The following is a 25,842-nucleotide window of genomic DNA, read 5'->3' on the forward strand; positions in this document are numbered from 1 at the left end:
CTTTTGTGTGGGAGCTGGCTTGCCAGCGATGGCGTCAGTTCAGCTAACGCTTTCGTTGAATTTGCTGCCGTCATCGCGGGCAAGCCCGCTCCCACAGGGGTACTGGTGTTTCTCAGGTGGGCATCGGATGCAGATCGCAGTTGCGCCCGGCCTTGGCCAGTTGGCCGGGGACATCGTGGCCCAACAGCGCCGGCAAGCCGCGCGAAAGCTTCAGCAGCAGCGGCAAATCGATCCCCGTGGGAATGCCGACTTCAGCGCACAGGTTCACCAGGTCTTCGGTGCAGATATTGCCCGACGCCCCCGGCGCAAACGGACAGCCACCGAGGCCACCCAGCGCCGCATCGAAGCGCCGCGCGCCGGCCTCGTAAGCGGCCAGCACATTGCACAGGCCGAGGCCGCGGGTGTTGTGGAAATGCAGGGTCAGATCGGCCGGCGAAACCCGCTGCAAAACGCGCCGCACCAAGCGATCGACCTGACGCGGATTGGCCATGCCGGTGGTATCGGCGAGGCTGATGCCCTGAATGCCGAGCTCTTGATAAGCGTCGACGATCTGCAGTACGCGATCCTCATCGATCCGGCCTTCGAACGGACAACCGAACGTGGTGGCGATGCTGCCGTTGAGGCGCACACCTGAGCCGCTGACAAACGCAACAATGTCAGCGAATGCCGCCAGCGACTCTTCGCAACGCATGCGCATATTGGCCAGGTTGTGGGTCTGGCTGGCGGACATCACCAGATTCAACTCATCGGCATTCGCTGCCAATGCACGTTGCGCGCCTTTGAGGTTGGGGATCAACGCCACGTAAATAACACCCGGCTGGCGCTGAATGCCGTTGAACACTTGCTCGCCGTCACGCAGGGCCGGAATGGCTTTGGGCGAGACGAACGAGCCGGCCTCGATGCGGCTGAATCCGGCCTGTGACAATTGATTGATCAGGGCGATCTTGTCAGCGGTTTCCACCCACGTCGGCTCGATCTGCAAACCGTCGCGGGGTGAGACTTCCTGGACGATCAGGGTTTGCGAATAGTCAGTGATCATTGCACCACCCCTTGGTTTTTCAGGCGTTCGATGTCGAGTTCAGTCAGGCCAAGATTGGTGAGAATAGCGTCGGTGTGCTGGCCCAGTTTCGGCCCGGACCAGTTCACTCCGCCGGGGGTCTCCGAGAGTTTGGGGACAATGCCGGGCATCTTCACCGTTGCGCCACCGGGCAACTCGGCATCGAGCAGCATGTCCCGCGCCTGATAGTGCGGATCGGCGACGATATCAGCCACCGAATAGATGCGCCCGGCCGGCACTTCGGCAGCTTCGAGAGCAGCCAGTACCTCGTCGATCGGCAGGCTGCTGGTCCAGTGTGTGATGGCCGCATCGAGCAAACCGCTCTGCGCCGCGCGGCCGTCGTTGTGGGCGAATTCTTCTGCCTCGGCTAGATCAGCGCGGCCGATAGTGTGCATCAGGCGCTTGTAGATCGGGTCGCTGTTGCCGGCAATCACCACATAAGCGCCGTCGGACGTGAGGTAAGTATTGGAAGGCGCGATGCCCGGCAAGGCGCCGCCGCTGCGCTCGCGGACATGGCCGAGCATGTTGTATTCCGGCACCAGACTTTCCATGACGTTGAACACGCTTTCGGCCAGCGACACATCGACGATCTGTCCACCGCCCTGCCCGGTCTTGACCCGCAACAGCGACATCAGCGCGCCGATCACCGCGTGCAGCGAGGCCAGCGAATCGCCGAGGCTGACGCCGACCCGCGCCGGTGGCGAATCGGGATTGCCGGTGGTGTAGCGGATGCCGCCCATGGCCTCGCCAATCGCACCGAAACCGGGCCGGTCACGGTAAGGGCCGGTCTGGCCGTAGCCGGAGATACGCACCAGGGTCAGGTTCGGATTCAGCGCATGTAGCACGTCCCAACCCAGACCGAGTTTTTCCAGCGCACCGGGGCGCAGGTTTTCAATGATCACGTCGGCGTCGCCGGCCAGTTGCTTGACCAGTTCGATGCCTTCAGCGGATTTGAGATTGAGCGCCAGGGATTTCTTGTTGCGCGATTGCAGGTACCACCACAGCGATGTGCCTTCGTGCAGCTTGCGCCATTTGCGCAGCGGGTCGCCCTGACCCATGGCTTCGATCTTGATCACCTCGGCGCCGAACTCGGCAAGCATGCGCGCGGCAAACGGCGCGGCGATCAGGGTGCCGATCTCGATCACTTTGATTGCACTCAAAGGGGCAGTCATCGCGGGTACCTCTTGTTCTTGGAATATGTCGCCAAGGCTAGAGGAACGATCGTCAGCGAATCCAGCCGTCTCTCGGCAATGGGCGTTCGCGAAATGCGAATGCTCCTCTGTGATTGCGTGGTGAATTCAGGGCCGCCTTCGCGAGCAGGCTCGCTCCCACAAGGATCTGTAGTGGTTTCAGATTCTGTGTTCACACAAGTTCAATGTGGGAGCGAGCCTGCTCGCGAAGAGGCCATCAGCCGCAATGAAGATCTACCGCCCGCGCAAATGCTCAAACAACATCCGGCTCACCGGCGACAACCCTGCCTCATCGCGCACCACCACAATCAGCGCGCGATCCGCCCAGGCATCGGTCAGCGGCACCGCACGCAAGCCCAGTGCCTGACCAAACAACTCATAGGCTCGCTGCGGCAGAATGCCGATGCCCATGTTCGCCTGGACCATCCGGCACACCGCATCGAATCCCGGCACATGAATGCGGATGCGCAGGACTTTGCCGGCCTGCCGCGCCGCCGCATGGGTACGCATGTTGATCGAACTGGCTGCGTGCAAGCCGACGTAATCGCTGTCGAGAGTTTCATCGAAAGTCACCGATGCGCGCGTAGCCAACGGATGCTCCGGGAGCATCACCACCACCAGTTTGTCCTGGCGGTACAACACGCTGTGCAGGCCTTTGGTGTCGCTGTCGTCGGAGCAGATGCCGAGGTCGGCGACGCCATCGAGCACGCCCTGAATCACCCCGGCGCTGGGGCGTTCTTCAAGGTCGGTCTTGACCTGCGGCTGCCGCGCGGAGAAGTCGCGCAAGTCTTCGGGCAGGAACTGAATGATCGCCGAAAGATTGGCCAGCATGCGCACGTAACCCCGCACACCGTGGCTGTGCTCGCCCAGTTCCAGGCCCATCTTTTCCACGTTGAAGAGCATCTGCCGCGCATGGTGCAGCAGGGTCTCACCGGCCGGCGTGAGGATCATGCCTTTGGCTTGGCGCACGAACAAAGCGATGCCCAGCGCCTCCTCCAAATCCATCAGGCGCTTGCTCGCCGCCGACACCGCGATGGCTTCGCGCGCAGCCGCACGGGTCAACGTACCTTCCTCGTGGACGGCGACGAACAGTTGCAGAGTGATCAGGTCGAGACGGCGGATCAGGCTTTTTTGCAGCATGGTGGGCTCGAAGGCAGGGTTCATCCGAGCCGGCAGGATAGCCCGGTTTTACCGCTGACTGCTCAGTTGCTCATGCTGGCGCGCTGTTTTGTGACAGGCGCGGTCAGCAAGCGGACCAATTGCGCACCATCGTCCTTGCGTCCCAACACCAGAATTGAAGAGCCTTGCAAGCAGGCATCAATGGCTGACCATGAAATGTCTCTCGCGCCCTCGACATCAAACGAATCATCCACTGCGCCATCGACCAGAAAGCCTGCCGTCAACAAGCCTCGTGCGCTGCCCGAGGTCTGTCCGACCGCCACAATCCGTTTACCGGCGATATCATCCAGCGCAAACCCTGCCTTCCAACCTCTCAGATCCCGTTCCTGCGCCGTCGGGGTGAGGACAGGATTGTTGAACGCGTCATCCATTTGGCCGGCGTAGGTAATGCCACTGATGAACCCGTGTTGCAGTTTCGTGCCTTGCGTTGACTCGACCGCCGAACCGAGCAGAAGCAGGCGCTGCGCCGTTTGCACCGCGATGTCCGTCACGCTGCTTTCGAGCGGCTGGCCATCACGCTGAATGTTCAACAGCAGTACACCCTTGTCGCCGAACGCTTGTGCAACTTTCCCGTTGTGGTCGAACGCCATGACCAGTCCCTGATTGGTTACTTCCGTTTTGCCATGCAGCAGAATCAGCCCATCGTCGAGCTGGATGATCCCGGACAGCGAAATGGCCACCCCTGGCAGCGACAGGGGCAGCCAACCGTTGCTGGCGAACGATAAATCGTCCGAGCCATCGAGATTGAACCGCGTCAACAGGCCACTGCCCTTTTGCGCCGTCACGAACAGCAGCCTGTCCGGCTGCGCAAGCTGCGGATCGGATTTGGCCAGCAGCAGTTGCCCATGCGTGGCCCCAAAGAGTGCCGGAATCCGCATGGGCACAATCCGGTAGCCATTTCTGTCGCCGCCGAACTCGATGTCCGGCGAGCCGTCGAGCAGAAACCGGGCGATGACTTGCTGGTATTCAAGAGTCTGGTCTTTGACGACGCCAATCACACCGCACATCCAGATCCGTCCCAGCGCATCAACAATCAATGGCCCGCCTTGCGTGAGCGAGCCTGTGCCGAACTGGCCGCTGAGATATCCGCCGGTGCCGAAAGCCGGATCCGGATTGCCATCGGCATCCAGGCGCGCAAGGCCGTAGTACGAATGGCCCGATTGCTCGACGGTAGCGCTGACCATGATCTGCTCCGAAGGCGTGATCGCCACGCCTTTGGCAATGGTCTTGCCCGCTCCGGGGAATTTCAGCGTTCGCAGACCAAAGAGCGCATCCAGCTCCCCGGCTGACTGCACGTTTGGGGGCAATGGCGCGGTGGATTCCGGCATGTTTGCATTCTCCTATGGGATCGACATCGATCCCCTCGTAGCGAGCATTCGACCCGAAGCCGCCACGCCGGACAACTGACAGAAATGACAGTTTTTTAGAAGAAAAAGAAATTACCTACTGTGTAAAAAAGACTGAATGACTGGTAGTTCTTACAGGTTCGAATTCAGGCACGTCATGCCAACCTCAGCGTTCAAATCAGCCATGGACGAGAAGCATGATGAGCACTCGCGACGAGCAAACTTCACAACCGGCCCCGACCATCACCTATCCCGAGGAGGCCAGCACGACGGGACCTGCGACATTGTTGCTAGGCAGCGGCATACCCAATGCTCTTGTGCAGGTCTGGAACATTGAAAACACCCATTCGCTTGGCGAAGGGCTGGTCAGCGCAAATGGACGATGGGCGTTCAGCATCACCGGCGTTCAGGCCCAGGGTCAGCAGAGGATTCACGCCCACCAGACCTATGCAGGCATCACGTCCGAATGGAGCGAAGAGCGCGGATATGAGGTGCGACTGCGGCCCGAGATCGACGTCCCGGTCGTTGTCGAACCGATTGAGGGCGCGCAGGTCGATACGCCTCTGATTTTTTCGGGAGATGTCACGCGAGCCGAGGGTTTCGTCAGTATTTTCGATCTGGACACTGGCCTGGAGATTGCCAGAGCAGCGGTCGAAAGCGACCGGAAATGGCAAACCCCGGCAGCACCCTCCCTGGCGGTCGGGCAGTACCGTATCTCCGCCGTCCACAACATCGCCGGCAAGGTTTCAGATTGGGGCCGTGTGCGGACATTTGCCGTGGTCGCAGAAGCAAGCGAAGGACTTTTCGACTTCGCTCGCCTGCGCGCCTTCATTCAAAACGCATTGCGGAAAATCTCTTCGATCTGGCGCTGATCCGCCGCCCGTGGATTGGTCAGTCCACAGGCGTCCTTCAAGGCGTTGGTGGCGAGCACCGGGATATCGCTGAGTTTCGCGCCCAGCTCACGCAGTCCGCCGGGAATCTCGACGTCCTTGGCAAGGTTGCGAATGGCATTGATCGCCGCCTGTGCGCCCTCCTCTGCGCTGAAACCACGAATATCCGCGCCCATGGCGTGGGCGACATCCCTGAGTCGGTCAGCACAGACCAGCGCATTGAAACTCTGCACATGCGGCAACAGCACGGCATTGCAGACGCCGTGGGGCAAGTCGTAGTAGCCGCCGAGCTGATGCGCCATGGCGTGGACAAATCCGAGCGAGGCGTTATTGAACGCCATGCCTGCGAGGAACTGCGCGTAAGCCATGTTCTCCCGCGCCGCCAGGTCGCTGCCGTCGCGCACGGCCAGACGCAGGTTGCTGCTGATCAGGCTCATGGCCTTCAAAGCGCAGGCGTCGGTGATCGGGTTGGCGGCGGTCGAAACGTAGGCTTCGATCGCGTGGGTCAGCGCATCCATGCCGGTGGCGGCGGTCAGCCCTTTGGGCATCGCGACCATCAACTCCGGGTCGTTGACCGACAGCAGTGGCGTGACGTTGCGGTCGACGATGGCCATTTTCACGTGGCGCGATTCGTCGGTGATGATGCAGAAGCGGGTCATTTCGCTGGCAGTGCCGGCGGTGGTATTGATGGCGATCAGCGGCAATTGCGGCTTGCTCGAGCGGTCGACGCCTTCGTAATCGCCGATCTGCCCGCCATTGGTTGCGCACAGGGCGATGCCCTTGGCGCAATCGTGCGGCGAGCCGCCACCCAGCGACACGACGAAATCGCAACGGCTTTCCTTCAGCAGCCCCAACCCGGATTCGACATTGGCCGTGGTCGGGTTCGGTCTGGCGCCATCGAAGATCACCGAATCGATGTCCTGCATCGCCAGTTTCTCGGCGATCATTGCGGCGACGCCAGCCTTGGCCAGCCCGGTGTCGGTGACAATCAGCGCCTTGCGAAAGCCATAATTGCGAATCGCGACCATGGCTTCGTCGAGGCAGCCGCTGCCCATGATGTTGACCGCCGGAATGAAGAAGGTGCTGCTCATCGTGTGTCTCCTGACTGAAGCCGGATCGACTGCCTCGATTCGGCGGGTGCGCACAGAATCGACCGATCGGTCACGAGCGATGTTGATCTGGCTCAATGTCCGCTCGTGATAAAGTCGCCGTCCATCTGCCCTTTGTTTTGAGACCGCCCACGCAATGACCGATTTTCTCGATGTCGACGCCACCCTCGAAGACTGGAATGCCTTGCGCGCCGCGAACGATTTCCAGGGTTTGCTGGTGGGCAATGGCGCCAGCCGTGCGGTTTGGGATGACTTCGGCTACGACTCGCTGTTCGAAAACGCCCGTACGGTCGAAGAGAAACCGCTGAGCCCATCGGAGCTGGCGGTGTTCGACGCGCTGCAAACCCGCAGCTTCGAGCAAGTGCTGGGCGCCCTGAAAACTACCAGCCGGGTCAACAAGGCCCTGGCGGTCAGCTCGGCGGCGCCGCGCAATCGCTATTACGCAATCAAGGAAGCGCTGATCAACACCGTGCACGCGGTGCACATCCCGTGGCGGCTGGTGCAGCCTTCGACACTGACGGTGCTCAATGCAGAACTGGCGCGCTATCGCACGGTGTTCACCACCAACTACGACCTGCTCAATTACTGGGCGCTGCAACACCCTGGCGAGGCCATCGACGACCTGTTCAACGGCGCGGACGCAAGTTTCGATCTGAGCCAGAGCGCCACCGACAAACCGCGCCTGCTGTACCTGCACGGCGGTCTGCATCTGGTGCGCAATCAGGACGGCACCGCACGCAAACTGACCTCGACCGAGGGCACCCTGCTCGGCAGCTTCGCCATCAACAATACGATCAAGACGCTGGACGACGTGCCGCTGTTCGTCACCGAAGGGCCGAGCGCGGACAAGCTCAAGACCATCCGCAGCTCGGATTATCTGTCGTTCTGCTACGAGCAGTTACTGGCTCATGGCGACAGCCTGTGCATCTTCGGCCACGCGCTGGGCGACCAGGATGCGCATCTGGTGCGCGCGTTGCGCCGGGCCCGACCGAAGTGCGTGGCGATCTCGATTTACCCGCGCAGCGCCGCGTTCATCCAGCATCAGAAGCGTCACTACGCCAAGGTGTTTGAAGGTACCGGGGTTGAGTTGCGGTTCTTTGATGCCAAGAGCCATGCGTTGGGTGATCCGAAATTGTCGGTACCGGTTGAGGTTTGATATTGGCCGGGCTGACGCCTTCGCGAGCAGGCTCGCTCCCACAATGGAATGCGGTCACCTGTGGGAGCGAGCCCGCTCGCGAAGACGGCATATCAGCCAACCCAAAAGGTGACTGGAACACCGCTTTCGCGAGCAGGCTCACTCCCACAGGTTGATGTCGGATTTCAGAGCACCGGCTGGGTCTTGTCCTTGATGACTTTGGTCGGGCCGTTGGCCTTCACGCTGGCGATGCCCTTGTCACACGCGCCATCCGATGAATACGACTCGCTGCTGCCGATGATCTGGTGATTGGCCGCCTTCAGGTTGAAGTACGGGTGGCCGTCCTTGGTCGATTTTTTCTCGTAACGTTCGTCCAGCGGGCTGTTGGCCTGCACCGAGGCGATGCCGCCGTCGGCACCGGCGCGGGTGCTGTAGAGCTCGCTGGTCAGGATCGTTTCGGCGTTCGCCGCTTTCAACACGAACCTGAATTGGCCGTTGCTGCTTTTGCTCACTTCGTACCATCCGGACATGTCTGTTTCTCCTGGGGGCGATTGAGAGATTTCGCGCTTCAGAGTAAAGACCAGCGCCTGCGATCTGTCGCCTGCATCGACTACAAGGTGATTTTCGTACCGAGCAGACCGAGGAAACCGGCCAGCCATTGCGGATGCGCCGGCCACGCCGGAGCGGTGGCGAAATTTCCCTGAACATGGCCGTCGGTCACCGGAATGTCGATGTAGGTGCCGCCCGCCAACCGGACTTCCGGGGCGCAGGCCGGGTACGCGCTGCACTCACGCCCTTCGAGCACACCCGCCGCCGCGAGCAGTTGCGCGCCATGGCAGACCGCGGCAATGGGCTTGCCGGCGGTATCGAAGGCGCGCACCAGTTCGAGGACTTTGTCGTTCAGCCGCAGGTACTCCGGAGCGCGACCGCCGGGAATCAGCAGCGCGTCGTAATCGGCTTCGCGGGCCTTGGCGAAGTCGAAATTGAGCGCGAACAGGTGACCGGATTTTTCGCTGTAGGTCTGATCACCTTCAAAATCATGAATCGCCGTGCGCACGGTGCTGCCGGCGGACTTGTCCGGGCACACGGCGTGGACCGTGTGGCCGACCATCTGCAGGGCCTGGAACGGCACCATCACTTCGTAGTCTTCGACGTAATCGCCGACCAGCATCAGGATCTTTTTCGCGGCCATGGGAAAACTCCTCGGGGAAAGGTCTGGGAGTATTCAAGGTAGACCGTATCCAAGGGTTGCGGTAATTCCAGGCTTACTACGCTCGATCACGATAAATGTAGGAGCCGCCGAAGGCTGCGATCTTTTGATCTTGCATTTAAATAATCAGGATCAAAAGATCGCAGCCTTCGGCGGCTCCTACAGGGTGTATTTCAGGCTATCAGGCGAGAAAACCGTCAGCGCGCAGCAGGGTTTCCAGGCAGTGTTCGCTGATGTGATAGAACGCTTTCAGCTCTGCGATCTTCGCCAACAGTTGCGTCGAATCGACCGGCTCGGCGCGTTTCACCGCGAGAATCATCTTGTTCTTGTTGGTATGTTCCAGCGAAATAAATTCGAAGACTTTGGTCTCGTAACCACAGGCTTCGAGGAACAGTGCACGCAAGCTGTCGGTGACCATTTCCGCCTGCTGGCCGAGGTGCAAGCCGTATTGCAGCATCGGCTTGAGCAGCGCCGGGCTCTGGATCTGCAGGCGGATCTGTTTGTGGCAGCACGGCGAGCACATGATGATCGACGCACCCGAGCGGATGCCGGTGTGAATCGCGTAGTCGGTGGCGATGTCGCAGGCATGCAGGGCGATCATCACGTCCAGCTCGCTCGGCGCCACCGTGCGCACGTCACCGCATTTGAACACCAGCCCCGGATGCTCGAGCTTGGCCGCTGCGGCGTTGCACAGGCTGACCATTTCTTCGCGCAGCTCGACGCCAGTGACTTCGCCCTCGGCCTTGAGCGTGTTGCGCAGGTAGTCGTGAATGGCGAACGTCAGGTAGCCCTTGCCCGAACCGAAATCGGCGACCCGCACCGGTTTGTCCAGCGCCAGCGGCGACGAGGTCAGGGCATGGCTGAACACTTCGATGAACTTGTTGATCTGCTTCCACTTGCGCGACATCGCCGGGATCAGCTCGTGTTGCGCATTGGTCACGCCCAGGTCCTTGAGGAACGGACGGCTCAATTCGAGGAAGCGGTTTTTCTCGCGGTTGTGCTCGGCGGACGGCGCTTCACGCAATTGCTGAGGTTTGCTCTTGAACAGCGAACTCTTGCCCTTTTTGCTGTATTCCAGCTGCGCTTCGTCGGTCAGCGCCAGTAAATGAGCATTTTTGAACGAGGCCGGCAGCAGCCCGGCGATCAGCGCCACGCCTTCGCTCAGCGGCAGATTTTTGGTGATGTCGCGGGTCTTGTAGCGATAAACGAATGACAGGCACGGCTGCGCCTTGACCGTCACCGGTTTGATGATGACCCGTTGCAGATCCGCCTCTTCACCGACGTACTTGGCCAGCACCAGTTTGATGAAACCGCTGTCGTCGAGGCTGGTTTGCAGCAGCTCGATGAACTGGGCGTGGTGATCGGCGGCCGCTTTGGCGGACGGCGCGGAAGAAGCGGAAACGGACATGGACAAGCGGCCTCGGACGGGCGGAATCGGGAATGGCGGGTATTTTAGGGGGGATGGGGGTTGGGGACACCCTCTTATTTACCCAACGGCAAAAATCAAAAGATCGCAGCCTTCGGCAGCTCCTACAATTGGAATGCATTCTCCTGTAGGAGCTGCCGAAGGCTGCGAGCTTTTGATCTACCCCAACACCACAAGCCGATTCGGCAATTCATTCCTCACCTGCGTCACCGGCACATGCACCTTCAACAACTCGCCACACGCCTCCACGCACGTGACAAACCCTTCCAGCGTGCGCCCCTGCCTGACCTGTTCGGTAAACGCCGCGACAATCGCGTCCCAGTTGCTGTTGTCCAGCCGTTTGGAAATCCCCTCGTCCACCAGAATTTCCACATAGCGCTCAGCCTCGCAGACAAAAATCAGCATGCCGGTGCTGCCCACGGTGTGGTGCAGGTTCTGTTCGAGAAACTGCCGCCGCGCCAGGTTGGAGGCGCGCCAGTGGCGCACGCGGCGCGGCACCAGATGCGTGGTGATTTTCGGCAGGCGGAACAACAGGCACAGGACGATGAACATGCCCCACTGCACCAACAGCAGGCTGCGCAGGGTCAGCCAGCCCGTGAGATAGTGGACGATGCCCGGCAACACCAGCGCCAGCAGGCTGGCCCAGAGCAGCGGGATGTACGCGTAATCGTCGGCACGGGCAGCGAGCACCGTGACCAGTTCGGCGTCGGTGTCGCGCTCGACCCGGGCGATGGCCTCGGCGACTTTGCGTTGTTCGTGTTCAGTCAGTAATGCCATGTCGAAAATTGCCTGCTCATTATTCTTTTGATCTCACCAGCCGCCGGACGAACCGCCGCCGCCGAAACTGCCCCCGCCACCGCTGAAGCCGCCACCGCCTCCGAATCCGCCGCCTCCGCCAAAGCCGCCCCCTCCTCCGGAGCCGCCCCGGCCGGCAGGCAGGATACCGAGCATCTGGCAGACAAACACCGTCACGATGAACAACATCACCAGAAACATGAACAGCGCCGGGTGCCGCGAGATGAAATCATCCGCCGGGTCGCCGCTGGATTCGTACACGGTCGACGGTTCGTCCAGCGGATTGCCACCAAGCACCACCAGCATCGCCGCAACGCCATCGCTGATGCCTTTGCTGAAGTTGCCGGCCTTGAACGCCGGCGTGATGACCTGATGAATGATCACCGACGTCTGCGCATCGGTCAGGCGATCCTCCAGGCCATAGCCGACTTCGATGCGCAGTTTGCGCTCGTCACGGGCGACGATCAGCAAGGCGCCGTTGTTCTTGTCCTTCTGGCCGATGCCCCAGTGCCGACCAAGCTGAACGCCGAAATCCTCGATGGTGGTGCCCTGCAGATCCGGCAGCGTGACCACCACCAATTGCTCGCCGGTGGCCTGCTCGTGCGCCTGCAATTGCTGGCTCAGTTGCGCGCGAATCGATGGCTCGAGCATTTGCGCCTGATCGACCACGCGCCCGCTCAGCGGCGGAAACGTCAATTCGGCCCGGGCGCTGACGGCGAACAGCCAGAGCATCAGCACCAGGCTTAGTTTCAACACACGCATGGACGACCTCGAATCAGAATTTCACTTCCGGGGCCTTCTCCGCGCCGGGCGTGGTGGCTTCGAAGGTTTCGCGCATCGGCAGATCGCTGTACATCACGCTGTGCCACAGGCGACCGGGGAAAGTGCGGATCTCGGTGTTGTACTTCTGCACCGCCAGAATGAAATCGCGACGCGCCACGGCAATGCGGTTTTCCGTGCCTTCGAGTTGCGATTGCAGGGCGAGGAAGTTCTGGTTGGCCTTCAGATCCGGATAGCGCTCGGAGACCACCATCAAACGGCTCAATGCGCCGGTCAGTTGATCCTGCGCCTGCTGGAACTGCTTGAGCTTCTCGGGATTGTCGAGGGTGCTGGCATCGACCTGAATCGAGGTGGCCTTGGCTCGCGCCTCAATCACTGCGGTCAGGGTTTCCTGTTCGTGGGCCGCGTAGCCCTTCACGGTTTCCACCAGATTGGGGATCAGGTCGGCACGGCGCTGGTACTGGTTCTGCACCTGACCCCAGGCGGCTTTGGCCTGTTCGTCGAGGGTCGGGATATTGTTGATGCCGCACGCGGTCAACAGCGTGGCGAACACCAGCAACGTGGCGATCTGTAGCCGTGAACGGGAGGTTGAGCTGATATTCATTGCAGTGATGCTCCATGACACATTTGATTTAAAAACCGAGCGCTGGGCATTCCCGGCCAGCGGTTGGGGCATAATCGGCGCCGCCACTGGCATGCGACGGGTTAATCGGCTAAAAAGTGCCCTTCACGTTCACGTTGCCGCTGTCGGCTGCGGTTTTCCGGCTCAGGATTTTGCGCCGGCACCCGAACAACAATAGTCGCTCCCTACATTTTGGCTGGCCGGTGTTACATCACCGTTTGGGCTCTAGAGAAAAAATTCATGAAGAAGCTGTGTTTGCTGGGTCTGTTCGTCAGCCTGGCCAGTCATCAGGTACTGGCCGCCACGACCCCGGTACCTTTGGAAAACAAGGACGCTTTCATCAGCAACCTGATGAAACAAATGACCCTCGACGAGAAGATCGGCCAGTTGCGCCTGATCAGCATCGGCCCGGAAATGCCCCGCGAACTGATCCGCAAGGAAATTGCCGGCGGCAACATCGGTGGCACGTTCAACTCGATCACCCGCGCGGAAAACCGTCCGATGCAGGACGCGGCCATGCGCAGTCGCCTGAAGATTCCGATGTTTTTCGCGTACGACGTGATCCACGGTCACCGTACGATTTTCCCGATTCCGCTGGCCCTTGCGTCGAGTTGGGACATGGACGCCATCGGCCAGTCCGGTCGCGTTGCGGCTAAAGAGGCCGCCGCTGACAGCCTCGACATCACCTTCGCGCCGATGGTGGATATCTCCCGCGATCCACGCTGGGGCCGCAGTTCCGAAGGTTTCGGCGAAGACACCTACCTGACCTCGCGCATCGCCAAAGTCATGGTCAAGGCCTATCAGGGCGAGACCCCGAGTGCCGCCGACAGCATCATGGCCAGCGTCAAGCACTTCGCCCTTTACGGCGCGGTCGAGGGCGGTCGCGACTACAACACCGTCGACATGAGCCCGGTGAAGATGTACCAGGATTACCTGCCGCCCTACCGCGCCGCGATCGATGCCGGTGCTGGCGGTGTGATGGTGGCGTTGAACTCGATCAACGGCATTCCGGCCACGGCCAACACCTGGCTGATGAACGACCTGCTGCGCAAGGACTGGGGCTTCAAAGGCCTGGCGGTCAGCGATCACGGCGCGATCTTCGAACTGATCAAGCACGGCGTCGCCCGCGACGGTCGCGAAGCGGCGAAGCTAGCGATCAAGGCCGGCATCGACATGAGCATGAACGACACCCTCTACGGCAAAGAGCTGCCGGGGCTGCTCAAGTCCGGCGAGATCGAACAGAAAGACATCGACAACGCTGTGCGCGAAGTGCTCGCGGCCAAGTACGACATGGGCCTGTTCAAGGACCCGTACCTGCGCATCGGCAAAGCTGAAGATGACCCGGCCGACACCTACGCCGAAAGCCGCCTGCATCGCGCCGAGGCCCGCGAAGTGGCACGTCGCAGTCTGGTGCTGCTGAAGAACCACAACGAAACCCTGCCGCTGAAGAAAGACGCGAAAATCGCGCTGGTCGGCCCATTGGCGAAAGCGCCGATCGACATGATGGGCAGCTGGGCCGCCGCCGGACGTCCGGCGCAATCGGTCACGCTGTTCGATGGCATGAGTTCGGTGATCGGCGACAAGGCCAACCTGATCTACGCCCGTGGCGCCAACATCACGGGCGACAAGAAGGTCCTCGACTACCTGAACTTCCTCAACTTCGATGCCCCGGAAGTGGTCGATGACCCGCGCCCGGCCAGCGTGCTGATCGACGAAGCGGTGAAAGCGGCGAAGGATGCTGACGTGATCGTCGCGGCTGTCGGCGAGTCCCGTGGCATGTCCCATGAATCCTCGAGTCGCACTGACCTGAACATCCCGGAAACCCAGCGCGAATTGATCCGCGCGCTGAAAGCCACTGGCAAACCGCTGGTGCTGGTGTTGATGAACGGCCGCCCGCTGACGATTCTCGAAGAGAACCAGTCGGCCGATGCGATTCTGGAAACCTGGTTCAGCGGCACCGAGGGCGGCAACGCCATCGCCGACGTGCTGTTCGGCGACTACAACCCGTCGGGCAAACTGCCGGTGACCTTCCCGCGTTCCGTGGGCCAGATCCCGACCTACTACAACCACCTGAGCATCGGCCGGCCGTTCACGCCGGGCAAACCGGGCAACTACACCTCGCAGTATTTCGATGACACCACCGGCCCGCTGTTTCCGTTCGGTTATGGCTTGAGCTACACCACCTTCGCCCTGAGCGATATGGCGCTGTCATCGACCACCCTCAACGCCAGCGGCAAACTCGACGCCAGCGTCATGGTCAAGAACACCGGCAAGCGTGACGGCGAAACCGTGGTGCAGTTGTACATCCAGGACGTCACCGGTTCGATGATCCGCCCGGTGAAAGAACTGAAGAACTTCCAGAAAATCATGCTCAAGGCCGGCGAACAGAAGGTCGTGCACTTCACCATTACCGAGGAAGACCTGAAGTTCTACAACGCCCAGCTCAAATACGCAGCCGAGCCTGGCAAGTTCAACGTGCAGATCGGCCTGGACTCCCAGGACGTGACGCAGCAGAGCTTTGAACTGCTGTAACAGCAGCAACACTGCAAAACACTGTGGGAGCGAGCCTGCTCGCGAAAGCGATCATTCAGACAAAAAATTGCTGAATGACACACCGCTTTCGCGAGCAGGCTCGCTTCCACATTGGATTCAAGGTGTATTCAAAATCGTGGTTATCCGCGACGGTCGAGAATATTCACCACCAACCGATCCACCCAGCCCCACACCCGCTGCTTGACCCGCCGCCACAACGGTCGGCGCTGCCATTCCTCCAGGCTCACCAGCTGACTCAAGCCGAAGTCCTTCACAAAGCTCGCCTCCACTGCTGCCGTCAACGCCGGGTCCAGCGCTTCCAGATTCGCCTCCAGATTGAAACGCAGATTCCAGTGATCGAAGTTGCACGAACCGATGCTTACCCATTCGTCGACCAGAACCATTTTCAGGTGCAGGAAGCACGGCTGGTATTCGAAGATCTGCACCCCGGCCTTGAGCAGGCGCGGGTAGTAGCGATGCCCGGCGTAGCGCACTGACGGGTGATCGGTGCGCGGCCCGGTCAGCAGCAAGCGCACATCGACGCCGCGCGCGGCAGCCTTGCGCAGCGAGCGGCGGATTTTCCAGGTCGGCAGGAAGTACGGCGTGGCCATCCAGATGCGTTTTTGCCCGCTGTTCAACGCACGGAACAACGACTGCAAAATGTCGCGATGTTGACGGGCATCGGCATACGCCACGCGGCCCATGCCTTCGCCCTTGTCCGGCACACGCGGCAGGCGCGGCAAGCCGAAATGCGCGGCCGGGCGCCAGGCGCGGCGGTAGCGGTTGGCGATCCACTGGCGATCAAACAGCAATTGCCAATCGATCACCAATGGGCCGCTGATCTCGACCATCACCTCGTGCCACTCGCTGACATCATGGCCCGGCGTCCAGAATTCATCGGTCACGCCGGTGCCGCCGACCACTGCCAGGCATTGGTCGACCAGCAGCAACTTGCGGTGGTCACGATAGAAATTGCCGACCCAGCGCCGCCAGCTCAGGCGATTGTAGAAACGCAGCTCGACCCCGGCCTGGGTCAGGCGCTGGCGCAGATGCAGCGTGAACGCGAGGCTGCCGTAATCATCGAACAGGCAACGCACGCGCACTCCGCGCTCGGCCGCCGCGACCAGCGCCTGGACGATGGCTTCGGCGCAGGCGCCGGCCTCGACCAGGTACAGCTCCAGTTCGATCTGTTCTGTAGCTCCAGCGATGTGCTCGAGCATGCGCGGAAAGAACTGCGGGCCGTCGATCAACAGTTCGAAACGGTTGCCGTCACGCCAAGGGAACACCGCACCGCGCATGTCAGCGCGCCGTGAAAATCAGCACCGCACCCACCGGCACCGACAGACTGATCGCCGACAGATCGGCGAGTTTGCGCAGGTTTTCCAGGCCAGGCGCCAGATCGAAATCCTCGGCATTGATCACCAGCGGCTCCAGCGTGACCACCTGAAAACGCCGGTCATCGAGACGAGTGGCGAGCAACTCGGCCGGGTATTCGTGCTGCTTGCCGTGCAGGCTGACGGTCAGCGGCAGGCGCAACTCCAGCTGCGCGCCGGGGGCCAGATCGTTGATCGGACGCAGGTCGATCTGGGTAGTGATGGTGGCTGCGGGAAACTGCTCGATCTGGAACAGCTCCTTGCGCATGCGCTCATCGCGCAGCGGAATGCCGCTGTTGATCGATTCGAGCTCGACTTCGACCTCGGCGCGACCGTTGGGATCGACCTTGCCGTGCAGCACCAGAAAGCGCTGCACCTCCGACACGCTGGCATTTTTTGTGCTGACGAACGACAGCCGCGACGACTCGCCATCCAGATACCAATTGGCCTGGGCCGGCAGCGCAACGGCGGTCAACAGCAGACTGGCGAAGGTTGTATAGAGGGAGCGGTTGAACATTGAACACTCGTGGGGGCGATAAACCTGCACGAACCTTAACCGCCCGCCAAGTTATTGCAAGCCCTGTGGGAGCGAGCCTGCTCGCGAATGCAATGCTCCCCGCACAGCATGTATTGCGGCTTGCGACGATTTCGCGAGCAGGCTCGCTCCCACAGGGGAGACCAGATAATTCAAGGATTCAGGCGACAGCCCTGGCGTTCGCTCAGCCACTGCGCGCTGTTGCTGCGGCCCATGCCGCTGACGGTGATGGTTTTGCTCGAAGCGTCATCGGTAAAACGGCTGGTTGGCAGCCATTGCTTCACATAGCCACGGCAATACCCGGCATCGTTGTTCATCACATAACGACACGAGCAATATTCCTTGGCGGTGTAGGCGCTGATGATGTCCGGGAAAGCCCAGAGATTCTCGCGTTCATACCATCCCCAGCCGAGCAGCACGATCAGCAGCAACAATAGAAAGCGCTTCATCGCCGCACCGCCTGCAACACGCGTTTGAGCAGTTCGTTGTGCCGGTAGCTGCCATCGCGGTCATCGCCGTAACGCACGATCACCAGCTTCTGGCTGGGCATCACGTACAGCGCCTGGCCCCAGTGGCCGAGGGCGGCGAAGGTGTCGGGTGGGGCGTCGGGCCATGGTGATGTGGCGCCGTCGACAGGACGATTGAGCCACCAATGGCCGCCGGGTATGGCTTCGTCCTGATGCGCCTTGTAGCCGGCAAACGGTGTGAGGTTGAACGCGAGCCAATCCTCGCGCAGCAACTGCCGATCGTTCCAGCGCCCGCCGCGCGCCATCAGCAGACCGACCCGCGCCAGATCCCGCGCGGTGAGATAGGCATAGGACGAGGCGACAAAGGTGCCGCTGGCATCGCTTTCCCACACGGCGTGGCGAATGCCCAACGGCTCGAACAATGCTGTCCACGGATAATCGGCATAACGCTCTGCGCCGACCATGGTTTTCAGGGCAGCGGCGAGCAGATTGCTGTCACCGCTGGAATAACGGAAAGCCTGACCCGGCGCGGCGTAGGCGTCGTGGTCCGCAGTGAACGCGGCCATGTCGCGATGGCCGCGGGTGTAGAGCATCGCCACCACCGAAGATTTCAGCGGGGCGAATTCGTAGTCCTCCTGCCAATTGAGACCGGAGGCCCAGTTCAGCAGATGGCCGAGGGTGATCGCCGGGTGTTTTTCCAGCGCCGGGTAGAACTTCAGCGCTGGATCGTCGAGCTTGAACCGGCCTTCGCCGTAGGCCACGCCGAGGACCGTTGCCAGCAGGCTTTTGCTGATCGACCAGGTCAGATGCGGTGTCTGTGCAGTGGTCGGAGCGGCGTAGCGTTCGTAAATGATCTGGCCGTCGCGGATGATCAGCAAGGCGTCGGTGCGGATGCCGTCGCGGGTGGCGTCGTTACGGGGCGCGAAGGCGTAGTTTTCCAGCGCTTCGACGGCCGGGCCGGTGATCTGCGGGGCGATGGGCCATTGCTCGCCGGGCCATTGTTCGGCGCGGACGGTGAGGCTGATCAGCAGCAGGAACAGGGACAGGCCTTTGAACATGGAGGGCGCTCAGGGAATGAACCTGTCGAGACTAGTCGGGGTTTATGACAGATGTATGGTGATTTTGAGGCCGCCTTCGCGAGCAGGCTCGCTCCCACAGTTGATCGCATTTCAATTGAAGAATACCGTCCCTGTGGGAGCGAGCCTGCTCGCGAAGGGGCCGCTCAGGTCACCGCCAAAGCCTTGGCCAACCGCTTCGCCCTCGCCCCTGCCGCCAACTGCATCACGCCCTTGTCCCGCTGCCACATCTGCGCCCACTCCACCGGGCCATTGCCCAATGCCTGGTCCACCTCCCCCGCCAGCGCTTCAAACTGCGCAAACAACCCGCCCAGCAGCACATGCCCGGGCGGATTGTTCGGCGCTTGCCGGCTGGCCTCGGCGCACCCGGCCAGCAGCGCCAGCAAACGCAATTGCAGGGCCTGCGGCCAGTCGCTGTCCTGGCCGACGCCGTACAACCACGCGGTCATGGCGCTGAGCACGTAGACATCTTCAAGGGTGCGAAACGGTTTGACGTAGGCGTCCCAGCCGTCGCCGGCGAGCAGTTCGCACAGGGCGCCGTCCAGATGCAGGCGACCGTGGCTGATGTCCGGCATCAACGGCAACGCCGGAAGTTTTTCCACCTTCACGCCGGGCTCGCCGGGATACACCACCGCCAGACTCAGGCGCGGTGTTTCGCCAGGCTCCTCACTGCGCGCAGCCACCAGTAACCAATCGGCGGCGTCGCCTGCGGTGACGAAATCCTTGCGCCCACTCAAGCGCAAATCGCGCAGCCGCGTTTGCATATCGGCCGGACGCAGGCTGCGTTGTTCGGTCGCGCACAAGGCGCCGAGGCTCAGCGGCGCGCTCGGCCACAACATGCGCAGCGCCGCCTGATAACCCACCAGAAACGCCAGCCCCGGCGTCGCCATCCGCCGCCCGCCGGCCACCGCCAATTCAAACGGCGTGACGTTGCCCAGCGCCTGCAACAACGTTGCAAAGCCCTCGGCCAGATCAGCAGCGGCGGGCAAGCGTTCACGGCGGTGCAGCAGATCTGTCCAGGGCATGGGCGCCTCCTTGTGGGCTGTCATATAAGCATCACCGAACGTTCATGGCGATGACACCGGGGCTACATAGCCTGACTTTGCACAACACGGCTGCATAAAGAAAGTCGATCGGCTGCAACCCACGACGGGTTAAAGGCCCGTACGGAGATTCACATGACGCAAATCGCCCGCATCAGCGACACCGGCAATGAACGCCGCCTGCAAGCCGAACGCCTGATCGGCGCCGAAGCCTTGCAGCAAGCCCAGGCCCTGCGCTTCGCCGTCTTCAGCGGCGAGTTCAACGCCAAACTGAAAGGCGCCGAACTGGGTCTGGACATGGATGATTATGATGTTCACTGCAGCCACATCGGCGTGCGTGATCTGAACACCGGGCGCCTGGTCGCCACCACGCGTCTGCTCGATCACACCGCCGCCAGCAGCCTCGGCAAGTTCTACAGCGAAGAAGAATTCAGCCTGCACGGCCTCGCCCATCTGCAAGGCCCGATCCTGGAAATCGGCCGCACCTGCGTCGATCCGGCGTACCGCAACGGCGGCACCATCGCCGTGCTCTGGGGCGAATTGGCCGAAGTGCTCAATCAGGGCGGCTACAGCTATCTGATGGGTTGCGCGAGCATCCCGATGCAGGACGGCGGCATTCAGGCCCACGCGATCATGCAGCGTCTGCGCGAACGTTATCTGTGCACCGAACACCTGCGCGCCGAGCCGAAAAATCCGCTGCCGACGCTGGATATTCCATCCAACGTCATCGCCGAAATGCCGCCGCTGCTCAAGGCCTACATGCGCCTCGGTGCGAAGATCTGCGGCGAGCCGTGCTGGGACGAAGACTTCCAGGTAGCCGACGTGTTCATCCTGCTCAAGCGCGACGAACTCTGCCCGCGCTACGCCAAACACTTCAAGGCGGCGGTGTGATGAGCCGGTTGCGGGTGTACGCGCGAATCGCGCGAGTGCTGCTGGTGGTGACGCTGGGGCTGACCATGGCCAGCGTCTTCGGCGTGTTCGAACGCATCGGTCTGGCGCACTCGATGGGGCGGCGTCAGCGCTGGTCGCGCTTCTTCATGGCGCGGCTGAGCAACGCCCTGCCGTTTCGCGTGAGCGTGCATGGCGAGCTGCCAAAACAGCCGATGCTGTGGGTCAGCAATCACGTGTCGTGGACCGACATTCCGCTGCTGGGCATGCTCACGCCGCTGTCGTTTCTGTCCAAGGCCGAAGTGCGCACCTGGCCGGTGGCCGGCTGGCTCGCGGCCAAGGCCGGCAGCCTGTTCATCCGCCGTGGGTCGGGCGACAGCCAGTTGATCCGCAAGCAGATGACCCGCCATCTGCAAACCGAACATGCACTGCTGATGTTCCCCGAAGGCACCACCACCGATGGCCGTTCGCTGCGCACCTTTCATGGTCGCCTGCTGTCGGCGGCGATCGATTCCGAGGTGATGCTGCAACCGGTGGCGATCCGTTATCTGCGTGACGGCGAAATCGACACACTGGCGCCATTCATTGGCGACGATGACCTGCTCTCGCACCTGATGCGCCTGTTCAGCCATGACTGCGGCGATGTCGAGGTGCATCTGCTCAAGCCGATTGCCTGTCAGGGCCGCGAGCGCGCGGCGCTGGCGTTCGAAGCGCAGCAGGCGGTGCAGAAGGTGTTGTTTGGTGAGGTGGCGAAACCTGCCGAACCGCGTCGCGCAGGCGATTTGATCGCCGCCTGAAAATACAAATCCCCTGTGGGAGCGAGCCTGCTCGCGAATGCGACCTGTCAGTCGCCGAATATATTGACTGACAGGACGCCTTCGCGAGCAGGCTCGCTCCCACATTCAGATCTTCAGTGGATCAGAGTTTTGTGCGAAATCCTGCAATTGCGGGTAGAACAAGCTGAAGTCTTCACTCAACGGCTCATACAACCGCCGCAACTCCGCCATTGCCCCCGCCAATTCCTCCGGCCTGGTCAGCCGTCGCGAGATCCCGCGCAGCACCTGTTCCAGCACCTCAAATTCGCGATACGAGCCCAGCCAGTCGTTGGCGACCATGTGCGGGGCGATCTTTGCCAGCCGTTCCGGCAACTGTCGTTCGCGGGACAGCACCTGATAGACGTCTGCGGTGAACTGCTCCAGCGGTCGGTCGGCATACAGCGTCCAGTCCCGCGCAAGACAATGATCGAAAAACACATCGAGGACGATTCCGGCATAACGCCGCCGCGTTTCGTTGAAGCGGCCCAGAGCGATGTCGACCAGTGGATGCCGATCGGTGAACACGTCGATGCGCCGATGCAGCGCAATCGCCGCCTCCACTTCCGGGTCGAACTGGCCTTGCAGCCGACCTTTGACGAAGTCGCCATACAAGCTGCCGAGTAACTGACCGGGGCGCTGGCCGCCGAGATGCAAATGCGCGAGATAGTTCATGGGCGCAGCTTAGCACTGCGCTTGCTGCTCCAGCACCCTCGCATCGTTATAACCCGATATAGCGATTTATGCGCTCGTCAGACCGAATTCATATTGGTATATCGCGATCCAACGATTTAAAGTTCGCTCCATCGCGATATATCGCTACTGCCACTACGAGCCCAAGCCATGAACCTCGACCTCGACGAAATAATAAAAGCCCTGGCGCACCCAGTACGGCGAGACATCCTCAACTGGCTGAAAGACCCGAAAGGCGAATTCCCCGAGCAGTTGCACAACCATGAATACGGTATTTGCGCCGGGCAGATCGATCAGCGTTGCGGCCTGTCGCAATCGACCGTGTCGGCCCACCTGGCGACGTTGCAACGGGCCGGGCTGATCAGCAGCCAGAAGGCCGGGCAGTGGCATTTCTTCAAACGTAACGAGGACGTCATCCAGGCGTTTCTCAGCACTCTCAGTAAAGAGCTCTGACCCTTAACGTCAGTCAGCCGACAAGGAAACCTGCATGCCCCTTTCGCTTCTCATCCTCGCCCTGAGCGCCTTCGCCATCGGCACCACCGAGTTCGTCATCATGGGCCTGCTGCCCGACGTGGCGGCGGACCTCGGTGTGTCGATTCCCGGCGCCGGCTGGCTGGTCACCGGGTACGCCCTGGGCGTGGCCATCGGTGCACCGTTCATGGCGCTGGCCACCGCCAGGTTGCCGCGCAAGGCAGCGCTGGTGGCGTTGATGGGCATCTTCATTGTCGGCAACCTGCTCTGCGCCATCGCCAGCGACTACAACGTGCTGATGTTTGCCCGGGTAGTCACCGCGCTGTGTCACGGCGCGTTCTTCGGCATCGGCTCGGTGGTGGCGGCCAATCTGGTCGCGCCCAACAAACGTGCCTCGGCAGTAGCCTTGATGTTCACCGGCCTGACCCTGGCCAACGTACTTGGCGTACCGCTGGGCACCGCATTGGGTCAGGAAGCCGGCTGGCGTTCGACCTTCTGGGCGGTGACCGTCATCGGTGTGATCGCGCTGATCGGCCTGATCCGCTTTCTGCCGGCCAAGCGTGACGAAGAGAAACTCGACATGCGCGCCGAACTGGCCGCCCTCAAAGGTGCCGGCATCTGGCTGTCGCTGAGCATGACCGCGCTGTTCGCCGCCTCGGTCTTCACCCTGTTCACCTACGTTGCGCCACTGCTCGGTGAAGTCACCGGTGTGTCGCCGCGTGGCGTGACCTGGACGCTGATGCTCATCGGCCTCGGTCTGACGGTCGGCAACATCATCGGCGGCAAACTCGCCGATAAAGGCATGGCCGCCACGCTGATCGGCGTGTTCATCGCCATGGCCGTGGTGTCCACGGTGTTGAGCTGGACCAGCGTTGCGCTGATCCCGACCGAGATCACCCTGTTCCTCTGGGCCACCGCGTGTTTCGCCGCTGTGCCGGCGCTGCAGGTCAACGTGGTGACCTTCGGCAAGGCTGCCCCGAACCTGGTTTCGACCCTGAACATCGGCGCCTTCAACGTTGGCAACGCCCTCGGCGCCTGGGTCGGCGGCAGCGTCATCGCCCACGGCTACGGCCTGACCAGCGTGCCACTGGCCGCCGCCGCGCTGGCCGTACTTGCCCTGCTGGTGACCCTGATTACCTTCCGCCAGAACGGCAGTGCCGAGCTGGCCCCTGCTTCCAACTGATCAACTTCCTTTATTAAAGAGAGGCTTTTAGACATGGCGACTATTTTCGACCCGATCAAACTCGGCGACATCGAGCTGAACAACCGCATTATCATGGCCCCGCTGACCCGCTGCCGCGCCGACGAAGGCCGTGTGCCGAACGCGCTGATGGCCGAATACTACGTACAACGCGCCTCGGCCGGCCTGATCCTCAGCGAAGCCACTTCGGTAACGCCGATGGGCGTCGGCTACCCGGACACCCCGGGCATCTGGTCCAACGATCAAGTGCGTGGCTGGGCCAACGTGACCAAGGCGATTCACGGCGCCGGCGGCAAGATCTTCCTGCAACTGTGGCACGTTGGCCGCATTTCTCACCCTTCGTACCTGAACGGTGAAGCACCGGTCGCGCCAAGCGCCATCCAGCCAAAGGGCCACGTCAGCCTGGTGCGCCCACTGGCCGACTATCCAACCCCGCGCGCTCTGGAAACCGCTGAAATCGCCGACATCGTCGACGCCTACCGCACCGGTGCCGAGAACGCCAAGGCCGCCGGTTTCGACGGCGTGGAAATCCACGGCGCCAACGGCTACCTGCTCGACCAGTTCCTGCAAAGCAGCACCAACCAGCGCACCGACCAGTACGGCGGCTCGCTGGAAAACCGTGCGCGCCTGCTGCTGGAAGTGACCGACGCCGCGATCGAAGTCTGGGGCGCTGGCCGCGTTGGTGTGCACCTGGCACCGCGTGCCGATTCCCATGACATGGGCGATGACAATCTTGCCGAGACCTTCACCTACGTCGCCCGTGAACTGGGCAAGCGTGGCATCGCGTTCATCTGCTCGCGCGAAAAAGAAGGCGCCGACAGCCTCGGCCCGCAACTGAAAGAAGCTTTCGGTGGCCCGTACATCGCCAACGAGAAATTCACCAAGGAAAGCGCCAACGAGTGGCTGGCCAGCGGTAAGGCTGACGCGGTGGCGTTCGGCGTGCCGTTCATTGCCAACCCGGATCTGCCGGCCCGTTTGCAGGCCGATGCGCCGTTGAACGAGCCGCATCCGGAGACTTTCTACGGCAAGGGTCCGGTCGGCTACATCGACTATCCGACCTTGTAATCAGGCTGTAGCGCAGAAATGAAAAAGCCCCTGACTTTTAAGAGTCAGGGGCTTTTTGCTATTGGCGCAGGACAAGCGCAAGCAAACACCGTTTAACAACAGCGACACAATTTCCCTACAAAATCCACGACTCGCTACGTTTAAACTCCCCGCCGCGATGATCAGCCATGGCGGCTGATTGACATCCTGCCGGGCAATTGCGCATTTTGTTTCATTTGCGCAGGCTTGGGCTCAGGCGCAGCATGTCCAGCCCGGTGTCGACCCAGCGTTCAGCCTCGGCGTGCAGTTCGAAGCTGTCCGGGGCCAGCAGCCAGCCGTACAGCAGGCCGTCGATGTAGGCATGAATGCTGATGGCCGCGCGGGCAGTGTCGAGGTCTTCCGGCAACTGGCCGCGATTCACCGCATTACGCAGGGTCAGGCCGATGCGCAGGTTGCAATCGAGACTGGCCGTCCGGCGCTGCTGGCGCAGATCGCACATTTCATCGGTGAACTCGCACTTATGAAACAGAATTTCGTTGATGCGCCGGGTTTTCGGGTCCAGTGCAACTTGATGAAACAAATGAATCAGCAACTGCCGCATGCAGCCCAGCGGGTCCGGTTCGTCTTCGCTTTCGCTGGCCTTGGCCAGTTCATCCAGCGGTTCGTGCAGGCTGTCGAGCATCGCCTGGACCAGATCGGCCTTGTTGCTGAAATGCCAGTAGATGGCGCCACGCGTTACGCCGGCGAGGGTCGCGATGTCCGCCAGGGTGGTGCGGGCAACCCCCCTTTCATAAAAGGCTTTCTCGGCCGCTTCCAGAATCTGGCTGCGGGTTTCCTGAGCTTCCTCTTTGGTACGACGGACCATGGCAGTAAAACCTCAAACAGGATGTTTCAGGGATGGCTGAATATCCGCTGAATAAAGAGGGGGCGATCTCTCGTGAATCGACTCCCCGGCCTACAATTTCAAA

26 protein-coding genes are annotated in these 25,842 nt (G+C 61.4%); 8 read left to right on the forward strand and 18 right to left on the reverse strand.

The genetic code is table 11. The features are described from left to right. Positions 1 to 112 precede the first annotated feature (112 nt). The 4 genes from AB4N48_RS18025 to AB4N48_RS18040 form a co-directional block, all read right to left on the reverse strand. Positions 113 to 1,039 carry a hydroxymethylglutaryl-CoA lyase gene (locus AB4N48_RS18025; protein WP_056783466.1) on the reverse strand — a complete coding sequence of 309 codons (927 nt, stop codon included), beginning with the start codon at positions 1,037 to 1,039 and terminating at the stop codon, positions 113 to 115. After that, complete coding sequence (locus AB4N48_RS18030; RefSeq protein WP_460094118.1) at positions 1,036 to 2,229, reverse strand: CaiB/BaiF CoA transferase family protein; 1,194 nt, start codon at positions 2,227 to 2,229, stop codon at positions 1,036 to 1,038. Before AB4N48_RS18030 ends, AB4N48_RS18025 begins: the two co-directional genes overlap by 4 nt. A gap of 252 nt (positions 2,230 to 2,481) precedes the next feature. Continuing rightward, positions 2,482 to 3,387: a LysR family transcriptional regulator gene (locus AB4N48_RS18035; RefSeq protein WP_056783458.1), complete on the reverse strand. Its 906-nt coding sequence runs from the start codon at positions 3,385 to 3,387 to the stop codon at positions 2,482 to 2,484. A 62-nt stretch (positions 3,388 to 3,449) separates the two neighbouring features. Then, positions 3,450 to 4,754 (reverse strand): NHL repeat-containing protein, encoded by a 1,305-nt coding sequence (locus tag AB4N48_RS18040; RefSeq protein WP_460094119.1) that lies wholly within the window; start codon positions 4,752 to 4,754, stop codon positions 3,450 to 3,452. A gap of 215 nt (positions 4,755 to 4,969) precedes the next feature. Between AB4N48_RS18040 and AB4N48_RS18045 the strand changes: the two genes are divergently transcribed. Next, a complete protein-coding gene (locus AB4N48_RS18045; RefSeq protein ID WP_460094120.1) occupies positions 4,970 to 5,644 on the forward strand; it encodes a hypothetical protein in 675 nt (224 codons plus the stop codon). Here AB4N48_RS18045 and yiaY read toward each other — a convergent pair. Beyond that, positions 5,605 to 6,753, reverse strand: coding sequence for an L-threonine dehydrogenase (yiaY, locus tag AB4N48_RS18050; protein ID WP_041478894.1), 1,149 nt, complete (start codon positions 6,751 to 6,753; stop codon positions 5,605 to 5,607). The genes AB4N48_RS18045 and yiaY overlap by 40 nt on opposite strands. Before the next feature lie 154 nt (positions 6,754 to 6,907). Here yiaY and AB4N48_RS18055 point away from each other — a divergent pair, with 154 nt between their 5' ends. Then, the gene (locus AB4N48_RS18055) at positions 6,908 to 7,927 is read left to right on the forward strand and encodes a DUF4917 family protein (protein WP_460094121.1); all 1,020 of its coding nucleotides are present in this window, start codon (positions 6,908 to 6,910) and stop codon (positions 7,925 to 7,927) included. A 164-nt stretch (positions 7,928 to 8,091) separates the two neighbouring features. Here AB4N48_RS18055 and AB4N48_RS18060 read toward each other — a convergent pair whose 3' ends face one another. From AB4N48_RS18060 to AB4N48_RS18085, 6 genes are all read right to left on the reverse strand, one after another. Then, positions 8,092 to 8,436 (reverse strand): YegP family protein, encoded by a 345-nt coding sequence (locus AB4N48_RS18060; RefSeq protein WP_056783446.1) that lies wholly within the window; start codon positions 8,434 to 8,436, stop codon positions 8,092 to 8,094. A gap of 80 nt (positions 8,437 to 8,516) precedes the next feature. Beyond that, the gene (locus tag AB4N48_RS18065) at positions 8,517 to 9,098 is read right to left on the reverse strand and encodes a DJ-1/PfpI family protein (protein ID WP_460094122.1); all 582 of its coding nucleotides are present in this window, start codon (positions 9,096 to 9,098) and stop codon (positions 8,517 to 8,519) included. 199 nt (positions 9,099 to 9,297) lie between these two features. Then, positions 9,298 to 10,524, reverse strand: coding sequence for a class I SAM-dependent methyltransferase (locus tag AB4N48_RS18070; RefSeq protein WP_460094123.1), 1,227 nt, complete (start codon positions 10,522 to 10,524; stop codon positions 9,298 to 9,300). A gap of 177 nt (positions 10,525 to 10,701) precedes the next feature. Then, positions 10,702 to 11,319 carry a TPM domain-containing protein gene (locus AB4N48_RS18075; RefSeq protein WP_016771315.1) on the reverse strand — a complete coding sequence of 206 codons (618 nt, stop codon included), beginning with the start codon at positions 11,317 to 11,319 and terminating at the stop codon, positions 10,702 to 10,704. A gap of 33 nt (positions 11,320 to 11,352) precedes the next feature. Next, on the reverse strand, positions 11,353 to 12,099 hold the full coding sequence (locus AB4N48_RS18080; RefSeq protein ID WP_460094124.1) for a TPM domain-containing protein: 747 nt from the start codon (positions 12,097 to 12,099) through the stop codon (positions 11,353 to 11,355). A 13-nt stretch (positions 12,100 to 12,112) separates the two neighbouring features. Beyond that, entirely contained in the window at positions 12,113 to 12,721 is a 609-nt protein-coding gene (locus AB4N48_RS18085; RefSeq protein WP_024011957.1) for a LemA family protein, read from the reverse strand. Between the two features lie 258 nt (positions 12,722 to 12,979). Here AB4N48_RS18085 and bglX point away from each other — a divergent pair, with 258 nt between their 5' ends. Next, on the forward strand, positions 12,980 to 15,271 hold the full coding sequence (gene bglX / locus AB4N48_RS18090) for a beta-glucosidase BglX (RefSeq protein ID WP_263217843.1): 2,292 nt from the start codon (positions 12,980 to 12,982) through the stop codon (positions 15,269 to 15,271). 140 nt (positions 15,272 to 15,411) lie between these two features. Here the strand turns inward: bglX and AB4N48_RS18095 are convergent, their stop codons facing one another. The 5 genes from AB4N48_RS18095 to AB4N48_RS18115 all read right to left on the reverse strand — a co-directional run bounded on the left by AB4N48_RS18095 (position 15,412) and on the right by AB4N48_RS18115 (position 19,747). Further along, entirely contained in the window at positions 15,412 to 16,569 is a 1,158-nt protein-coding gene (locus AB4N48_RS18095; protein ID WP_056783426.1) for a phospholipase D-like domain-containing protein, read from the reverse strand. Position 16,570: 1 nt separating this feature from the next. Beyond that, a complete protein-coding gene (locus AB4N48_RS18100) occupies positions 16,571 to 17,161 on the reverse strand; it encodes a YceI family protein (RefSeq protein ID WP_016771320.1) in 591 nt (196 codons plus the stop codon). Positions 17,162 to 17,331: 170 nt separating this feature from the next. Then, complete coding sequence (locus AB4N48_RS18105; RefSeq protein ID WP_375123222.1) at positions 17,332 to 17,628, reverse strand: amidase; 297 nt, start codon at positions 17,626 to 17,628, stop codon at positions 17,332 to 17,334. After that, positions 17,625 to 18,704, reverse strand: coding sequence for a serine hydrolase domain-containing protein (locus tag AB4N48_RS18110; RefSeq protein ID WP_375123221.1), 1,080 nt, complete (start codon positions 18,702 to 18,704; stop codon positions 17,625 to 17,627). The genes AB4N48_RS18105 and AB4N48_RS18110 overlap by 4 nt, the downstream gene beginning before the upstream one ends. A gap of 164 nt (positions 18,705 to 18,868) precedes the next feature. Further along, the gene (locus tag AB4N48_RS18115; protein ID WP_460094125.1) at positions 18,869 to 19,747 is read right to left on the reverse strand and encodes an acyl-CoA dehydrogenase middle domain-containing protein; all 879 of its coding nucleotides are present in this window, start codon (positions 19,745 to 19,747) and stop codon (positions 18,869 to 18,871) included. Positions 19,748 to 19,900: 153 nt separating this feature from the next. On the opposite strand from AB4N48_RS18115, the gene olsB reads away from it, so the two are divergent. Further along, positions 19,901 to 20,656 (forward strand): L-ornithine N(alpha)-acyltransferase, encoded by a 756-nt coding sequence (gene olsB, locus AB4N48_RS18120; protein ID WP_016771324.1) that lies wholly within the window; start codon positions 19,901 to 19,903, stop codon positions 20,654 to 20,656. Further along, complete coding sequence (locus AB4N48_RS18125) at positions 20,656 to 21,450, forward strand: lysophospholipid acyltransferase family protein (protein WP_423663858.1); 795 nt, start codon at positions 20,656 to 20,658, stop codon at positions 21,448 to 21,450. The genes olsB and AB4N48_RS18125 overlap by 1 nt, the downstream gene beginning before the upstream one ends. A gap of 105 nt (positions 21,451 to 21,555) precedes the next feature. Here the strand turns inward: AB4N48_RS18125 and AB4N48_RS18130 are convergent, their stop codons facing one another. Continuing rightward, the gene (locus tag AB4N48_RS18130) at positions 21,556 to 22,140 is read right to left on the reverse strand and encodes an acyl carrier protein phosphodiesterase (RefSeq protein WP_150636452.1); all 585 of its coding nucleotides are present in this window, start codon (positions 22,138 to 22,140) and stop codon (positions 21,556 to 21,558) included. Between the two features lie 168 nt (positions 22,141 to 22,308). Between AB4N48_RS18130 and AB4N48_RS18135 the strand changes: the two genes are divergently transcribed. Genes AB4N48_RS18135 through AB4N48_RS18145 form a run of 3 tightly spaced genes read left to right on the forward strand, consistent with a single transcriptional unit; the run spans position 22,309 to position 24,895 of the window. After that, positions 22,309 to 22,611, forward strand: coding sequence for an ArsR/SmtB family transcription factor (locus AB4N48_RS18135; protein ID WP_016771327.1), 303 nt, complete (start codon positions 22,309 to 22,311; stop codon positions 22,609 to 22,611). Between the two features lie 34 nt (positions 22,612 to 22,645). Next, complete coding sequence (locus AB4N48_RS18140; protein ID WP_460094128.1) at positions 22,646 to 23,812, forward strand: MFS transporter; 1,167 nt, start codon at positions 22,646 to 22,648, stop codon at positions 23,810 to 23,812. A 33-nt stretch (positions 23,813 to 23,845) separates the two neighbouring features. Beyond that, positions 23,846 to 24,895: an alkene reductase gene (locus tag AB4N48_RS18145; protein WP_016771329.1), complete on the forward strand. Its 1,050-nt coding sequence runs from the start codon at positions 23,846 to 23,848 to the stop codon at positions 24,893 to 24,895. Positions 24,896 to 25,106: 211 nt separating this feature from the next. On the opposite strand, the gene emhR is transcribed toward AB4N48_RS18145, so the two are convergent. Then, the gene (gene emhR, locus AB4N48_RS18150) at positions 25,107 to 25,739 is read right to left on the reverse strand and encodes an efflux system transcriptional repressor EmhR (RefSeq protein WP_016771330.1); all 633 of its coding nucleotides are present in this window, start codon (positions 25,737 to 25,739) and stop codon (positions 25,107 to 25,109) included. Between the last annotated feature and the right edge of the window lie 103 nt (positions 25,740 to 25,842).

The sequence above is a fragment of the Pseudomonas sp. S2_C11 genome (assembly GCF_054668395.1).

What these genes read in the sequence shown, in the direction of transcription:
- AB4N48_RS18125 (WP_423663858.1), top strand. Translation starts at nt 20,656, where the DNA reads ATGAGCCGGTTGCGGGTGTACGCGCGAATCGCGCGAGTGCTGCTGGTG.
- emhR (WP_016771330.1), bottom strand. Translation starts at nt 25,739, where the DNA reads ATGGTCCGTCGTACCAAAGAGGAAGCTCAGGAAACCCGCAGCCAGATT.
- AB4N48_RS18075 (WP_016771315.1), bottom strand. Translation starts at nt 11,319, where the DNA reads ATGGCATTACTGACTGAACACGAACAACGCAAAGTCGCCGAGGCCATC.
- AB4N48_RS18085 (WP_024011957.1), bottom strand. Translation starts at nt 12,721, where the DNA reads ATGAATATCAGCTCAACCTCCCGTTCACGGCTACAGATCGCCACGTTG.
- AB4N48_RS18025 (WP_056783466.1), bottom strand. Translation starts at nt 1,039, where the DNA reads ATGATCACTGACTATTCGCAAACCCTGATCGTCCAGGAAGTCTCACCC.
- AB4N48_RS18135 (WP_016771327.1), top strand. Translation starts at nt 22,309, where the DNA reads ATGAACCTCGACCTCGACGAAATAATAAAAGCCCTGGCGCACCCAGTA.
- AB4N48_RS18060 (WP_056783446.1), bottom strand. Translation starts at nt 8,436, where the DNA reads ATGTCCGGATGGTACGAAGTGAGCAAAAGCAGCAACGGCCAATTCAGG.
- AB4N48_RS18030 (WP_460094118.1), bottom strand. Translation starts at nt 2,229, where the DNA reads ATGACTGCCCCTTTGAGTGCAATCAAAGTGATCGAGATCGGCACCCTG.
- bglX (WP_263217843.1), top strand. Translation starts at nt 12,980, where the DNA reads ATGAAGAAGCTGTGTTTGCTGGGTCTGTTCGTCAGCCTGGCCAGTCAT.
- AB4N48_RS18140 (WP_460094128.1), top strand. Translation starts at nt 22,646, where the DNA reads ATGCCCCTTTCGCTTCTCATCCTCGCCCTGAGCGCCTTCGCCATCGGC.
- yiaY (WP_041478894.1), bottom strand. Translation starts at nt 6,753, where the DNA reads ATGAGCAGCACCTTCTTCATTCCGGCGGTCAACATCATGGGCAGCGGC.
- AB4N48_RS18055 (WP_460094121.1), top strand. Translation starts at nt 6,908, where the DNA reads ATGACCGATTTTCTCGATGTCGACGCCACCCTCGAAGACTGGAATGCC.
- AB4N48_RS18080 (WP_460094124.1), bottom strand. Translation starts at nt 12,099, where the DNA reads ATGCGTGTGTTGAAACTAAGCCTGGTGCTGATGCTCTGGCTGTTCGCC.
- AB4N48_RS18045 (WP_460094120.1), top strand. Translation starts at nt 4,970, where the DNA reads ATGATGAGCACTCGCGACGAGCAAACTTCACAACCGGCCCCGACCATC.
- AB4N48_RS18095 (WP_056783426.1), bottom strand. Translation starts at nt 16,569, where the DNA reads ATGCGCGGTGCGGTGTTCCCTTGGCGTGACGGCAACCGTTTCGAACTG.
- AB4N48_RS18070 (WP_460094123.1), bottom strand. Translation starts at nt 10,524, where the DNA reads ATGTCCGTTTCCGCTTCTTCCGCGCCGTCCGCCAAAGCGGCCGCCGAT.
- olsB (WP_016771324.1), top strand. Translation starts at nt 19,901, where the DNA reads ATGACGCAAATCGCCCGCATCAGCGACACCGGCAATGAACGCCGCCTG.
- AB4N48_RS18110 (WP_375123221.1), bottom strand. Translation starts at nt 18,704, where the DNA reads ATGTTCAAAGGCCTGTCCCTGTTCCTGCTGCTGATCAGCCTCACCGTC.
- AB4N48_RS18040 (WP_460094119.1), bottom strand. Translation starts at nt 4,754, where the DNA reads ATGCCGGAATCCACCGCGCCATTGCCCCCAAACGTGCAGTCAGCCGGG.
- AB4N48_RS18145 (WP_016771329.1), top strand. Translation starts at nt 23,846, where the DNA reads ATGGCGACTATTTTCGACCCGATCAAACTCGGCGACATCGAGCTGAAC.
- AB4N48_RS18035 (WP_056783458.1), bottom strand. Translation starts at nt 3,387, where the DNA reads ATGCTGCAAAAAAGCCTGATCCGCCGTCTCGACCTGATCACTCTGCAA.
- AB4N48_RS18065 (WP_460094122.1), bottom strand. Translation starts at nt 9,098, where the DNA reads ATGGCCGCGAAAAAGATCCTGATGCTGGTCGGCGATTACGTCGAAGAC.
- AB4N48_RS18115 (WP_460094125.1), bottom strand. Translation starts at nt 19,747, where the DNA reads ATGCCCTGGACAGATCTGCTGCACCGCCGTGAACGCTTGCCCGCCGCT.
- AB4N48_RS18130 (WP_150636452.1), bottom strand. Translation starts at nt 22,140, where the DNA reads ATGAACTATCTCGCGCATTTGCATCTCGGCGGCCAGCGCCCCGGTCAG.
- AB4N48_RS18105 (WP_375123222.1), bottom strand. Translation starts at nt 17,628, where the DNA reads ATGAAGCGCTTTCTATTGTTGCTGCTGATCGTGCTGCTCGGCTGGGGA.
- AB4N48_RS18100 (WP_016771320.1), bottom strand. Translation starts at nt 17,161, where the DNA reads ATGTTCAACCGCTCCCTCTATACAACCTTCGCCAGTCTGCTGTTGACC.